This window comes from Kitasatospora sp. Ki12, from assembly GCF_054601375.1.
In genome coordinates this window covers 131597-145049 of the sequence record NZ_BAAIHT010000004.1, presented here as the reverse complement: position 1 = coordinate 145049, position 13453 = coordinate 131597, and the positions used below count along the sequence as shown (strand labels likewise).

The following is a 13453-nucleotide window of genomic DNA, read 5'->3' as shown; positions in this document are numbered from 1 at the left end:
GGACAGCAGCCTCAGGGCGGCGCCCCCGCCGGACGCGGGCTCCGGGCGGGGCCGCAGGGCCGTCCGCTACGCGCCGGCCGCCGGGCCGTGGACGGTGAACACAGCCTTGACGAGCCTGTCCAGGGCCACCGGGAACACCTCCGCGGGGTTCATCTCGGCGTCCCCGGTGGTCAGTCCGGCGGTCAGGGTCCTTCGGCCGTCCGGCGAGCTGTACATCAGCGCCCCGTAGCCGCCCGGCGCGCCGCCGTTGTGGTGGTAGACGGTGCCGCGGTCCGGGCCCAGGTCCTGCACGAACAGCCCGAAGCCGTAACCGAGTTCGCCGTGCGGCGTGCGCATCTCGGCCAGCAGCGGCGCCGGCAGGAGCGTGCCGGCGTTCAGCGCGGAGACGAAGGTGTGGAGGTCCCGGGTGGTCGAGATCATGCCGCCGGCGCCGAGCAGCATGGAGAGGTTCTGGCGGGAGACGTCGACGGCCTTCCACTCGTCGCCGTCCTGGTAGCGGTAGTAGCCGTGGGCGTGCGGCTCGGGCAGGTCCGTGACATCGCCCGCCAGGACGGTGTCCCGCAGTCCGAGCGGCTCCAGGATCCGCCGGCCCATCTCCTCGCCGTACGGGCGGCCGGCGACCCGCTCGATCAGCAGCGCGGCCAGCGTGTAGTTGGTGTTGGAGTAGCTGAAGCCCGCTCCCGGTTCGAACCGCGCCGGCTTGGACAGCGCCAACTCGACCAGCTCCTGCGGCCGGTAGGCGCGCAGCCGGTTGTCCACCCAGTCCTTGCCGGTGGCGGGGATGCCCGGCACGACCGTCCCGTCCTCGTAGTACTCGCCGGTGTAGTTGAACAGCCCGCTGGTGTGCCGCAGCAGCATCCGCACCGTGATCCGCTCGTCCAGCCCGAGTTCGGGCAGGTGCTCGGCCACCGGGCTGTCCAGGCCGATCCGTTCCTCGGCCACCAGTTGCAGCACCGCGGTCGCGGTGAAGGTCTTGACGACGCTGCCCGCCCAGAACCGCCCGTCCGTCGCCGGCTTGGCGCTCTCGCCGAGGTCGCGCACCCCGGCGCTGCCGGTCCATTCGCCGTGCTCGTCGTTGACCCGCAGCTGTATCCCGGCGAAGCCGGCGGCGACGAACTCCTCGATGGCCCGCTGCAGTTCGGGACGGTCGGGGCCGACGGGGCGCTCGACGGTGTTCAGGGACTCGCTCATGATGATTCCTGTCTCGTGGTGGGTGTGCGCGGTGGTGCTCAGAGGCTGCGGGCGGTGATGTCGCCGTAGGCGGTGGTCGCGGTGACGGCCAGGCCGACGGCGACGCCCTCGGTGTTGGTCAGGGCGTTGCGGACCCGGCCGTAGGAGGTGCCGGCGTCGAGGGTGGCCGAGACGCCGCGGGCGGCGACGACCGAGATGTCGCCGTGCTCGGTGCGCAGCGCCAGGGTGCCGCCGGTGGCCTCGTCGATCCGCAGGTTCCCCTTCCGGGTGCTGAGCTGCGCCGGGCCGTTCAGGCGGCCGAGGTGGATGTCGCCGGCCTGGACGGTGAGGCGGGCGCCCGCGGTCTCCTCGAGCGTGACCGTGGCCTGCGCGCCTTCGAAGGTGACGTCGCCGAGGCGGCCGGTGCCGTGCAGTTCGGCGAGGGCGGCCTTCGCCTCGACGCGGGAGCCGGCGGGCAGTCGGACGGTCACCTCGACCCGCCCGGAGTCGCCGAGGATCCGGTTCTTCGCCGCCGGGGCCTCGATCCGCAGCAGGCCGTCGGCGTAGGCGACCCGGATCTGCTCGGCCGCCTTCACGTCGCGGTTCTTCGAGGCGTCCGCCGGGAGGACCTCGACCGTGGTGTCGCTCCGCTCGTCGGCGACGAACCGGATCAGGCCCGCCGGGAGGTCCAGGGCCGCGGTGATCGGGGCGGTGGTGTCGAACTTCTGCATGGTCTCTCTCCTGCTCCTGCGGACTTGCGCTTCGCGTTTCTGACAACGGAAAAGCTACGTTGCTTTCCAAATCTCAACAAGCAACTCATTGCGCGAAAGTGACATCACAGCAGGTCATCTGCCTTAAATCGTTGCAGCGAGCGTAAATCTAACGCAACGACAGCTACCGTTCCATTGCAATGGACTGACGGTGAACGCTACGCGGAGGCAACGGAGGCGACGCGGCGCGCCCCGGGACCCGGCGGCCGGGTGAACCGCGCCCCCGGAACGCGACCGCCCTGCCGTCGGCGGGCACGGATCAGGGACACGGGATCAGGGACACGGATCCCCCGCCGGAAAGGGCCACACCATGCGCCGCGCACTGATCGTCGTCGACGTACAGAAGGACTTCTGCGAGGGCGGCAGCGTCCCGGTCAAGGGCGGAGCCGACCGGGCCCGCGCCATCGCCGGCCTCGCCCGGCGCGGCGCCGGCAGCAAGTACGCGCACATCGTCGCCACCCGCGACCACCACCTCGACCCCGGCGGACACTTCTCCGACCACCCGGACTTCCGCGACTCCTTCCCCGTGCACTGCGTCGCCGGCAGCGACGGCAGCGAGTTCCACCCGCACTTCGCCCCCACCGCCGCGTCCGAGGCCGTCGACGAGGTCTTCTACAAGGGCGCCCACTCCGCCTCCAAGAGCGGCTTCGAAGGCTTCACCGCGGCCGGCACCCCGCTCGCCGACTGGCTGCGCGCCCGGGACGTCAGCGACCTCGACGTCGTCGGCATCGCCACCGACCACTGCGTCAAGGCCACCGCCCTCGACGGCGCACGGGCCGGCTTCACCGTCCGCGTCCTGCTCGACTACACCGCCGGCGTCGCCACCGACACCACCACCGCGGCCCTCCACGAACTGCGCCAGGCCGGCGTCCACCTCACCGGCAACCCCGTCGTCCTCGCCTGACCGGCTGCCCCACTGCCCTGCTACCCGGCCGGGCCGGGGCGCCGCCGAATGGTTGGCACGCTGTGCGAAGCACCGGTGCCGCGACCGCCCGCCCCCGGGGGCCGGGAACCCGCTGTCCACGGGGTGCGTCCTCGTCGTCGGTCGTCGTGCCGTAGGGTGCCGCGCCGGCAGGCACGGCGCGTCCGCATCGGCGCGGCCGGCGGCCGGGGACGGCGGGCACGACAGGAGCAGGGAGCACCGGACACATGGACGACCGGACGCAGCAGGGCGACAGACCCGGCGGGGGCGAGGACTCCCCCGCACCGCCGACCGCGGACGCTCCCATACCGCCGGTCGAGGACGGCGACGAGCACGACGTCTCCGGCACCCCCGCCTACATGCCGCCCGAGCAGTGGGCGGGCCGCCCGGTGTCCCCGGCCGGGGACCGTCTACGCCGCCACCTTCGCCTTGGATCTCCCAGGATGCCCCGGCCTTCGGGCCGGGGAGGAACGGGGGCTTGGTTCGGAGCCGCGTAGCCGCGGAGTGATCTCCGAAGGTTCTGATGTGAGGCGTTGTCAGTGCCTTTCGGTAGGTTGGTCGTGTGCACCTTCGGTACTCGTATCGCATCTACCCGACGGCTGGTCAGCGCGCTTTGCTGGCCCGGACGTTCGGGTGTGCCCGGGTGGTGTACAACGACGCTCTCGCGGTACGGAAGGAGGCCCGGAAGGCCGGGCGGCCGTACCCCAAGAGCGCGGATCTGCAGAAGCTGGTGATCACCGGGGCGAAGAAGACCGCTGAACGGGCGTGGCTCGCTTCGGTCGGCGTCGATCCGTTGATCCAGTCCCTTCGGGATCTGGACACCGCGTACCGGAACTTCTTCGACTCGGTGTCCGGCAACCGGCAGGGGCGCCCGGTCGGCCTGCCCCGGTTCAAGTCGAAGCGCGACGCTCGGCAAACGCTGCGCTACACCCGCAACGGGTTCCGCATCCGGGGCAACGGGAAGCTGAACCTGGCGAAGATCGGCGACGTGCGGGTGAAGTGGTCGCGGGCACTGCCCGCGGACCCGTCGTCGGCGACGGTGATTCTCGACCCGGCCGGCAGGTACCACGTCAGCTTCGTCGTGGATGTGGAGCCCGAGCACCTGCCCGAGGTCGATGCCGAGGTCGGCATCGACCTCGGACTGACCACCTACGCCGTCCTCTCCGACGGCCGCGTCATCGACAACCCGCGCTTCCTGCGCAAGGCGGAGAAGAAGCTCAAGGCCGCGCAGCGGGAACTGTCCCGCAAGGCCAAGGGCAGCAAGAACCGGGCCAAGGCCCGGCGCAAGGTCGCCAGGGCGTACGCCAAGGTGGCCGACACCCGCATGGACTGGCTGCACAAACAGACCACCAAGTTGATCGGCGAAACCCAAGCGGTGTACCTGGAGGATCTGAATGTGCGCGGCCTCGCCCGGGGCCGACTCGCCAAGTCCGTCCACGACGCCGGATGGTCCACCTTCCGGCGCCTGCTCGAAGAGAAAGCGGCCCGGTACGGGCGCGCCGTCGGCATCGTGCCCCGCGCGTTCCCGTCCTCCCAGCTCTGCTCGGAATGCGGGCACCGTGACGGCCCCAAACCCCTCGCGATCCGCGAGTGGGCCTGTGGTGCGTGTGGCGTGCTGCATGACCGGGACCTCAATGCTGCTCGCAACATCCTGGCCGCCGGGCAGGCGGACAGGTTAAACGCCCCTGGAGGGCCGGCAAGACCAGGCGTGGCGATCCCACGCCAGGCACGGCCCGTCGAACGGGGAACCCACCTCGGCGACCAGCCACGCACGGGCATCCGTGCCACGGGCGCGGGAGGAATCCCCGTCCGCTAGGACGGGGAGGATGTCAAGTTCTTCGAGTGCCTCACCGGTGCCCGCCCCTACGACGGCGTCACGATCGCCGAGCTCGCCGTCCAGCACGCCGAGGCGCCGATCCCCGCCGACCTGGCGCCCGACCTCGTCCGGCCGCTGATCCTGGCGGGTCTGGCGAAGGACCCCGGGGCCCGTCCCGACAGCGCGGCCGCGTTCGTCCGCGAGCTGGAGGCGGTCGCGACGACCGGCTACGGGCCGCGCTGGGAGGAGCGGGGCCGCCTCGACCTGCTGGCTCTGCTCGCCCTGCTGGCGGGCCTGCTGCCCGGTGCCGGCGCGGCCGGCGGCTCCACCTCGCTGGCCCACACCTCCCTCGGGGCCCAGGGCGCGCTCGGTTCGCAGGCCGCGACCGGCGCGCTCGGTGGCGCGCTCGGTGCCGTGGCGGACCCGGCCCCGGGGGTCCCGCGCCGGGACCCGGCCGGCCGCGGCGCGCTCCTCCGCAACCGGGGCAAGGCGCTGACCGGTGTCGCCGCCGGTGCCCTCACCCTGGCCACACTGGCCGGCCTGGCGGTCGCGGGAGCCACCGACGGCGGCGGCCACACCGTCGTCGGCGCCGCCTCCCCGGAGGCCACCACCTCCCTCGGCCCGCCGCAGCCGACCGGCGGCGGCACCTCCCCCACCCCGAGCGGCGACAGCACCACGGCCGGCCCGACGCCGTCCGCCCCGACGGCCACGCCCACGGCCACCCCGAGCACGCCCGGCGCCACCCCGACCTCCCCCGGCGCGCCGACCACCGGGGCCTCCACCGCACCGGCGGGCCCGGCCCCCTCCTCCCCCGGCCGGCCCCCGGCACCGTCCGCCCCCGCCGTACCGGCCGCCACCACCGCCCCGCCGAGCCCGAGCCCCAGCCCCAGCCCGAGCCCGACGGTCGCCCCCGCCACCCTGACGGTGAGCTCGGTCAACCTGAACTCACTGACGTGTAGCGGACGTTGGAGCCTGACTGCCACGGTCACGGTGACCGCCCAGGGCACCGGCAGCGGGACGCTGACGTTCAGCTGGTACCACAGCTCGGGCGGCCGCGCGGTCACCGTCGCGACCGACACCGTGCCGGTCCAGAACGGCACCGCCACCGTCACCCGCGCCCACGACTTCGGCTCGGCCGACAACTTCACCACCTGGGGCGTACGGGTCGGCACCACCCCGGCCGCGGCCAAGCCGGGCAAGACGTCCGCCGAGACGGCCGCCTTCCTCTGCGACCCGCCGCGCTGACGGACCGTCAACTCCGCTTGCCCTGACGCCTGTTCCCGTCCCGCCCTGCCCTGGAGAAGCCACATGTCCACGCCCCGCCCCGACTCCGCGCCCGCGCCGGGCGCGGCGGAGACCGTCGTGCTCGGCGCCGGCGCGAACCCGGGCCCGCGCCCGGGAGAGGAGACCGTCCGGCTGCCCCGCGGGGCGGCAGCGCCCGAGGAGGCCGAGGAGGCGGAGAGCGCGACCTTCCTCGACCCGCGCGTCTGGGGCGGTGCGGCGCCGAGCGGGGAGACCACCACCCTCACCGACCCCGCGCCGACAACCGGCCCCGCCACATCCGCCGCCGCGTCCGCATCCGCATCCGTATCCGTATCCGCCGGCTCCGCCCCGCCGGAGGAACGCCCCCTCGCCCCGGGCGAGTTGCGCCGCTTCGGCCCCGGCGTCCCGCCCCGGGCCGCCGCCGCCTGGCACGGCGAGACGGTGCCGGAGAGCGGGCGGCCCCGGCCGCCCCGCCGGGTGCGGCGGTGGCTGGTACCGCTGGTCGCCGTCCTCCTGGCCCTCGCGGCCTTCCTGTTCTGGCGCCACCTGCGCACCCCGGCCCTGGCCGTCACCGGCGTCACCGTGACCACCGATCCGGCGGGCCCCGGCTGCGCGGGCACCGCGGTGGTCACCGCCGCCGTGGAGACCAACGGCGGTTCCGGCACCCTGCGTTACCGCTGGCTGCGCAGCGACGGCACCACCTCGGACGAGCTCGTCCAGGACGTGCGCTCCGGCGCGCACCGCACCGACCTGGTGCTGCGCTGGAGCTTCGAGGGCCAGGGCTCGCTCCAGGCCACCGCCACCCTGCGGCTCATCGCCCCCGGCACCCGCAGCGCCGGCGCCTCCTTCACCTACCGCTGCGCCTGAGACCGCCCGGTCCGGGCCGTGCCCACGAGGTCGCCCCGCAAGGTCGCCCGCGAGTCGGGCCGGGCGGGGCGGTGCCCCGGAACCCCGCGGGTGCGGGGCCGCGGACCGGCGGCCCCGCACCCGCGGGACGCCGCTAACCCTGCTTGATCGCGGAGATGTCGAACTCCAGGACGACCTTGTCGCCGACCAGGACGCCGCCGCCCTCCAGCGCCGCGTTCCAGGTCACGCCGAACTCCTTGCGGGAGATGGTCACCGAACCCTCCAGCCCCACCCGCAGGTTGCCGTACGGGTCGACGGCGTTGCCGGTGTACTCGAAGTCGATGGAGACCGGCTTGGTGGTGTCCTTGATGGTGAGGTCGCCGGTGACGCGGTACTCGGTGTCGGAGAGCGACTCGACCTTGGTGCTGCGGAAGGTGATCTCGGGGAAGTTGGGGGCGTCGAGGAAGTCGTTGGCGCGCAGGTGCTGGTCGCGCTGCTCGACGCCGGTGTCGATGCTCTCGCTCTTGATCACCACCTGGCCGGTGGAGCCGGCCGGATCGGACCCGTCCAGGTGGGCGGTGCCCTCGAACTGGTGGAACGCGCCGCGGACCTTGGTCACCATCGCGTGGCGGGCGACAAAGCCGATCCGGGTGTGGGCGGGGTCGAGGACGTAGTCCCCGGTGAGCTCGGCGAGGTCGGTGGACGTGGTCAAGGTGCCTCCGTAAGGTCGGGATCCCGACGACGGCCCGCCGCCCGGATCGTTCCCCCGCCACGCTAGGCCTCGGCCCGCCCCCACCGCCGCCGAACGCGCGGAACGCCGGCCGAGTCCACCCCGACCGGCCCGCCGCCGGCCTGAATCGTGATCTTGTCTGCCCGCTGCCCGAGCCCGGACCCCGGGCCCCGGGCCCCGCCCAACCGTGCCCGTCGGCGCCGAAGCGGCGGCGGCACCGAAGCGGCGGTGGCACCGGCTCGGGGTGAGCCGGCGCCACCGCCTCCGGGCAGGTCCTGGTGGGGCAGGCCGCCCGGAGCGGCCCGGGAGGGTCAGATCGCCTCGAGCCACCAGCCCTGGTTGCTCCAGCTGTTGCTGTCCCAGAGCTGGACCTTGGTGCCGTTGGCACCGATGGTGTTCAGGTCAGCGTCCAGGACCCGGCCGTTGTAGCCGTTGACCCACCCGTAACTGGCGGCGTTCCAGCGCTGGTTGGTCCAGCCGTTGAAGTCCCACAGCTGGACCTTGGTGCCGTTGGCGCCGATCGTGTTGAGGTCCGCGTCGAGGTAGCGGCCGCTGTAGTTGCTCTGGATGTAGTCGATGTTGCCGTCCGTCCAGATCGTCCAGTTCTGGTTGGTCCAGCCGTTGCAGTCCCAGAGCTGGACCTTGGTGCCGTTGGCGCCGATGGTGTTCAGGTCCGCGTCCAGGCACTTGCCGTTGTAGTTGCTGTGGAACCGGTACTGGCCCACGTAGTTCAGGGCGGCCAGGCCGCGGACCGCGGCGGGCTTCGCGCTCGGGCCACCGGTGGCGGCCGAGGCCGACCCGGCTCCCGCGCCGAGGGCGGCCGTGACCAGGGCCAGGATTCCGAGGCCGGTGCAGATCTGCTTACGCATGGGAGCTCCTCGTGACATGAGGGAACGGACGAACGGACGGAGCACCGTGCGCGATCCGGGGCCCGAGCCCCACGGGCGTTCCGGCGGTACGGGTCTCACGACGCTCGCCGTGCCAGCCGACCGACCGGCTGACAGGGCTCATCCTCACCGCCGCCGGACACCCCCGGCCACGACGTTGACCCGACGTTCGCCCGACACTTCCACCCGGCCGCCCCCACCGCCGGCCGCCGGCGGCGGTGGTGCGGGTGGGAACGTACGGGGCTCGGGATACCTGAGTGAGAACTGGTGATCCGTCAGGTATCGTCACACGACGCCGGATCCGGCCTGACCGTTCGACGAGCCCGCGGGGGACATCCATGGAGACGCGACAGAAGCCCGACCAGCCCGCTCTGGTCCTGCTCACCGGTGCTGCCGGCCGGATCGGGACCTGCCTGCGGGAGTTGCTGCCCGCCTACGGGTACCGGCTGCGGTCCTTCGACCGGCTGCCGGTGCCGGGCGAGCCCGGGGCGATCACCGCCGAGCTGCGGGACGCGGAGGCGCTCGCGGCGGCGATGGAGGGCGTCGACGCCGTGGTGCACCTGGCGGGGATCCCCGGGGAGGCGCCGTTCGCCGACATCCTGGCCGCCAACATCGACGGCACCTACCGGCTCTACGACGCCGCCCGGGCGGCGGGCGTGCGGCGGATCGTGAACGCCAGCAGCAACCACGCGGTGGGCTTCACCGAGCGGCCCGCCGACGGCGGCACCGTGCCGGTGGACACCCCGCAGCGGCCCGACACCTACTACGGGCTCTCCAAGTGCTTCGGCGAGAACCTGGCCTCGCTGTACGCCGACCGGCACGGCCTGGAGACGGTCTCGCTGCGGATCGGCTCCTTCACCCCCGAGCCCCGCGGCGTCCGGATGCTCGGCACCTGGCTGAGCCCGGGCGACTGCGCCCGGCTGGTGCACGCCGCGCTCACCGGTCCGGTGGACGGCCACACCGTGGCGTACGGCATCTCCGCCAACACCAGGGCCTGGTGGGACCTCTCCTCGGCCCGGGCGCTCGGCTACCAGCCGCTGGACGACGCCGAGGACTACGCCGCCGAACTGCTCGCCGAGCTCGGCGAACTCCCGGCCGACGACCCGGAGTTCCGCTACCTCGGCGGCCGGTTCACCCAGACCGGTCGCTGAACGGAGGCGAGGACAGGGTAAGGGACAAGGACCGCCTCAGGCCGGGCCGTCGGGGGTGTGCGCGAGGCGGGCCTCGATCTCCTCGAGGACCGGCCGGTAGGCCTCCTCGGCCGCCCGCATCAGGGCCCGGCACTCGGCGAACAGCCGCCGGGAGCGGGCCTTTCGGCCGGGCAGCAGGTCGTAGCGGCGCAGGCGCACCGTGCGGACGTCCACCATCAACCCGGGCCTGCTGCGCACCCCGTGGGCGTGGCGCACGGTGCTCTCGGCGTGGCGCAGCAGGTCCTGGTAGGCGTCGTGGGCCGTCTTCCAGCGGGCGGCGTCCTGCGGGGTGCCGGGGACGTCGACGCCGCGGACCGTCGGCTGGACGACGTCGTACAGGGTGAAGTCGAGCCCTTCGGGCACCTGCGCCCAGCGCATGACGCTCCAGGGCCAGGCGATCAGGGTGTGGCTGCGCTGCTGTACGCGTATCACGCGGTCCCCCCGGGGTCTGTGCGCGGCGGGCCGGATGCCCGGCGCCAGCGTAGGGGCCCGCAGCCCGGCCCGCCGGACCGGGGGGGGAACGGAGTGGGGGGACGGACCGGGGGCGAAGGCCGTCGACAGCGGGACGCGGGCCTCCGGGACGGGTCCCGGAGGCCCGCGTCGCTCGGCGTCAGCTGACGTTCAGGGCGGTGTCGTCGATGACGAACGAGGTCTGCTTCTGGGAGCCCTCGGTGCCGGTGAAGGTCAGGGTGACCGACGTACCGGCGTAGGCCGACAGGTCGACGGTCTTCTGGGTGTAGCCGGTGTTGTGGTCGAGGTTGGAGTAGCCGGCCAGGGTGGTGCCGTTGGCGGTGAGGACCAGCTTGTCGTAGGCCGTCGTGGTGGTGGTCTCCGCGGTGTCGATGTGCAGCCAGTAGGTCAGCTTGTAGCTGGTGCAGCCGGCCGGCAGAGTGACGGTCTGGGAGAGGGTGTCGGTGGTGGGCGAGCCGTAGCCGTCCAGCCAGGCGTTCCAGTTGCCGGTGTGCGCGCTCTCGCTGCCGGAGTTGCTGACCACGCCGCTGGAGGCGGTCCAGGGCGCGGCGGTGCCGGTCTCGAAGCCGGGGTTGCCGAGCAGTTGGGCCGCCGTGCAGCCGGTGCCGCCGGTCGGGGTCACCGTCCAGGTGAAGGCGGCGGTGCCGCTGACGCCGGTGGAGTCGGTGGCGGTGACGGTGACCGAGGAGGTCCCGGCGGTGGTCGGGGTGCCGCTGATCAGCCCGGTCGCGGCGTTGATCGACAGTCCGGCCGGCAGGCCGCCGGCCGACCAGGTCAGGGTGCCGCCCGCGGTGTCGTTCGCGGTCGGCTGCAGCGAGGCGGCGGAGCCCGCCGCCGTCGACTGGGCGCCCGGGTTGGTCACGCTGACCGTGCCGCTGGTGCCTCCGGTGCCGCCGCCGGCCAGCCACTGGGTCGCGTTCAGTGCCAGCGCCGCGTCGGTGCCCGCGGGGTCGTCCCAGCCGTCGAAGAGCGTGTTGCCCGGCGAGCCGGTGCCGTCGTCGACGGTCGAGCTGTCGCCCCAGATGGCCACCCGGCCCTTGCCGAAGCCGCTGGTCGCGAAGAAGGCGCCGGTGTTGCCGCTGGAGCCGGTCCGGTAGACCAGGCCCTTGACCGACGGGTTGTCGGCGGGGTTGAGGGTGAAGGTGGTGCCGTTGCGCAGGATCGAGCCGGTCACCGTCCCGAAGGGGCCGTTGAGCACCGGGTCGGTGCTGACGCTGATCGCCCGCGGGTTGTCGGTCTGGATGTTCAGCAGGTCGACCGAGAACCCGAACGGGTCGTTGCTGTTCACCGAGTTGGTGGTCAGCAGGTCGTTGATGATGGCCGGGGAGTCCCAGCCGTCGTTGTTGCGGTCGCTCTTGGTGTGGTCGGAGATCAGGAAGAGGCCGCCGCCGTTCTGCACGAACAGCATCAGCGCGGTCTTCTCGGCGTCGGTGAGCCGGATGTTCGGCTCCGGCAGCACGAACTCGTCGAAGTTCGCCAGGTCCAGCGCCCCGCCCGTGCCGTAGGTGATGGTGTTCCCGGCCGGCAGCGTCTTCAGGCTGTAGTTGCCGGTCTTCTGCAGGGCGACGCCCCAGGCCGAGATCGCCCCGGTCCAGTCCGTCTCGGTCTGCGGGTCGGCGTTCTCCGCCAGCGGGTCGGGCTGGCCGGTGCTGATCACCCAGTCCGCGTTTCCGGCGGTCTCGGCGTGGCTCGCGTCGAACAGCACCCGGTGCTTCGCCGGGCCGGCGGCCGGGGCGGCGGTGGCCGGGGCGGCGGTGCTGCCCGTGGCGGCGGCCGCGGGCAGCACACCGCTGCCGGTCACCGCGGCCAGCACGACGGCGGCCGCCGCCATGGCGACCGGTCGGGCACCGCTGTGGATCCTGGTGCCCCTGTCGATCCTGAGCATGCGTCAAACTCCTTGTGTGGGGAGGAGGAACAGACGTGCATGGCCTGCGCGCTCGGCTCACGCGCGCGGCTTTCCGGCTCCGGGTCCCGTACGGGGAGCGGAAGTCCGGCCGGAGGTCGGCCCGCCGGTTGCGACCGGTCGCAACCTCCCGGCACCACCCCGGTTCGCCGTCTGGTGGCTACGAACCGGGGTGGCACCGGGAGATGACGGTCGGTCAGGCCTCGCGGCCGTCCATCCGGTACTTCTGGGCGAACCGCGGGATCAGCCGGGTGGTGGTGCCGGTCGGGTGCAGCAGGTCGGGCGCCTGGGTGTGGATCGGCACCACTGTCTTCGGCGCCACCCGGTGCACCAGGGCGTGCAGGTCGTCGGCGGTGGCGTGGCCGAAGGAACCGATCCGGCGCAGCGGCACGCCCAGCCCGTCCAGCCACTCGGTGAACAGCTGCCAGCGCGACTCGAACGGGCCGAGCGGCTCGCCGTTGGCGTGCAGCCAGACCGTGCCGGGCCCGATCGGCAGGTCGGCCAGCTCGGCGATGTCGCTCAGGGTGCCCATGTCCGGCTGGTAGACGAAGGCGCCGGGTTCGGCGCGCAGGGCCGCAAGGCCGAGTTCGCTCCAGGACAGCACGCCTTCGATGCCGGTGGCGCGCAGGAAGGCCGCGACCCGGTCGCCCCAGACGATGCGGCGTCCGGCCGCGCCGGCGATCTTCAGGAACTCTTCGACTCGCTCCAGGTCCCGGGGGTAGAGGCCGAGCAGCAGCAGGTCCTGGCCGGCCTCTGTGAGCGCGGCGGCGAAGTCGCCGGCCACGTCGTCCTCGTTGCGCGGCGGGCCGGCCGGCAGGCCCAGGCCCAGCGCGGTGCCCTCGGTGATCAGCAGGTCGCAGCCGGCGGCGCGGTCGGCGAAGTGCCAGGAGCGCTCGGGGGCCCGCCCGTGGAAGCGGATGTCGCCGGTGAAGGCGAGGACGCCGTCGCTGGTGGTGACCAGGTAGCCACTGGCTCCCGGGGTGTCGTGGTCGACGTCGATCCGCTCGACCGTCATCGGGCCCACCGTCACCGGGGTTTCCGCCGCCACCGGGTGCCAGAGCGGGTCGCCGCCGGGCAGGCCGTCGCCGGCCTCGGCGAGCGCGGTCAGCAGCGCGACGGTCTCGGGCGAGGCGTGCACCGGGACCTCGGGGCGGACGAAGCCGGCCAGGCCGCAGTGGTCGATGTGGCCGTGGGTCAGGAACAGCGCGGTCGGCATCACCTCGGCGGCCAGCGGGTCGCCGTCGTCCAGCAGGGCCGGGTCGTAGACGCCGCCGATCCGCGGCGCGGCGCCCATCCGCAGGCGCTGCGCGAGGTGGCGCTCGGGCCGCACCGCGACCGGGGCGCGGAACAGGTCGGCTCCGGCGGGCACGTCCATGCCGAAGTCGAGCATGACCCGGTGGCCGCCGTCGGTGACGATGATCTTGCTGGAGCCGATGACGCCTACGCCGCCCCAGAATTCAACAGTGCTCAAAAGAAACGTCTCTT

Annotated in this window: 12 protein-coding genes; 5 read left to right on the top strand and 7 right to left on the bottom strand. The window is 73.3% G+C overall.

Annotated elements, in window-relative coordinates:
• Window positions 1–66: 66 nt before the first annotated feature.
• Both ACYP53_RS40220 and ACYP53_RS40215 read right to left on the bottom strand, forming a co-directional pair.
• Window positions 67–1191 carry a serine hydrolase domain-containing protein gene (locus ACYP53_RS40220; RefSeq protein ID WP_189925916.1) on the bottom strand — a complete coding sequence of 375 codons (1125 nt, stop codon included), beginning with the start codon at window positions 1189–1191 and terminating at the stop codon, window positions 67–69.
• 38 nt (window positions 1192–1229) lie between these two features.
• A complete protein-coding gene (locus ACYP53_RS40215; RefSeq protein ID WP_459651084.1) occupies window positions 1230–1901 on the bottom strand; it encodes a DUF4097 family beta strand repeat-containing protein in 672 nt (223 codons plus the stop codon).
• Window positions 1902–2250: 349 nt separating this feature from the next.
• Between ACYP53_RS40215 and ACYP53_RS40210 the strand changes: the two genes are divergently transcribed.
• From ACYP53_RS40210 to ACYP53_RS40195, 4 genes are all read left to right on the top strand, one after another.
• On the top strand, window positions 2251–2844 hold the full coding sequence (locus ACYP53_RS40210) for an isochorismatase family protein (protein ID WP_189925913.1): 594 nt from the start codon (window positions 2251–2253) through the stop codon (window positions 2842–2844).
• 580 nt (window positions 2845–3424) lie between these two features.
• Window positions 3425–4678, top strand: a complete 1254-nt coding sequence (locus ACYP53_RS40205; protein ID WP_459651083.1) for an RNA-guided endonuclease InsQ/TnpB family protein — start codon at window positions 3425–3427, stop codon at window positions 4676–4678.
• 414 nt (window positions 4679–5092) lie between these two features.
• Entirely contained in the window at window positions 5093–5923 is an 831-nt protein-coding gene (locus ACYP53_RS40200) for a hypothetical protein (RefSeq protein ID WP_459651082.1), read from the top strand.
• 63 nt (window positions 5924–5986) lie between these two features.
• On the top strand, window positions 5987–6808 hold the full coding sequence (locus tag ACYP53_RS40195) for a hypothetical protein (RefSeq protein ID WP_459651081.1): 822 nt from the start codon (window positions 5987–5989) through the stop codon (window positions 6806–6808).
• A 133-nt stretch (window positions 6809–6941) separates the two neighbouring features.
• Here ACYP53_RS40195 and ACYP53_RS40190 read toward each other — a convergent pair whose 3' ends face one another.
• Entirely contained in the window at window positions 6942–7499 is a 558-nt protein-coding gene (locus tag ACYP53_RS40190; protein ID WP_459651080.1) for a YceI family protein, read from the bottom strand.
• A gap of 329 nt (window positions 7500–7828) precedes the next feature.
• A complete protein-coding gene (locus ACYP53_RS40185) occupies window positions 7829–8386 on the bottom strand; it encodes an RICIN domain-containing protein (RefSeq protein WP_229929244.1) in 558 nt (185 codons plus the stop codon).
• A gap of 356 nt (window positions 8387–8742) precedes the next feature.
• On the opposite strand from ACYP53_RS40185, the gene ACYP53_RS40180 reads away from it, so the two are divergent.
• Complete coding sequence (locus ACYP53_RS40180) at window positions 8743–9555, top strand: NAD-dependent epimerase/dehydratase family protein (protein ID WP_459651079.1); 813 nt, start codon at window positions 8743–8745, stop codon at window positions 9553–9555.
• A 36-nt stretch (window positions 9556–9591) separates the two neighbouring features.
• On the opposite strand, the gene ACYP53_RS40175 is transcribed toward ACYP53_RS40180, so the two are convergent.
• From ACYP53_RS40175 to ACYP53_RS40165, 3 genes are all read right to left on the bottom strand, one after another.
• Window positions 9592–10026, bottom strand: a complete 435-nt coding sequence (locus tag ACYP53_RS40175; RefSeq protein WP_189925899.1) for a hypothetical protein — start codon at window positions 10024–10026, stop codon at window positions 9592–9594.
• Window positions 10027–10204: 178 nt separating this feature from the next.
• A complete protein-coding gene (locus tag ACYP53_RS40170; protein WP_459651206.1) occupies window positions 10205–11896 on the bottom strand; it encodes an Ig domain-containing protein in 1692 nt (563 codons plus the stop codon).
• 268 nt (window positions 11897–12164) lie between these two features.
• Entirely contained in the window at window positions 12165–13439 is a 1275-nt protein-coding gene (locus ACYP53_RS40165) for an MBL fold metallo-hydrolase (protein WP_459651078.1), read from the bottom strand.
• Between the last annotated feature and the right edge of the window lie 14 nt (window positions 13440–13453).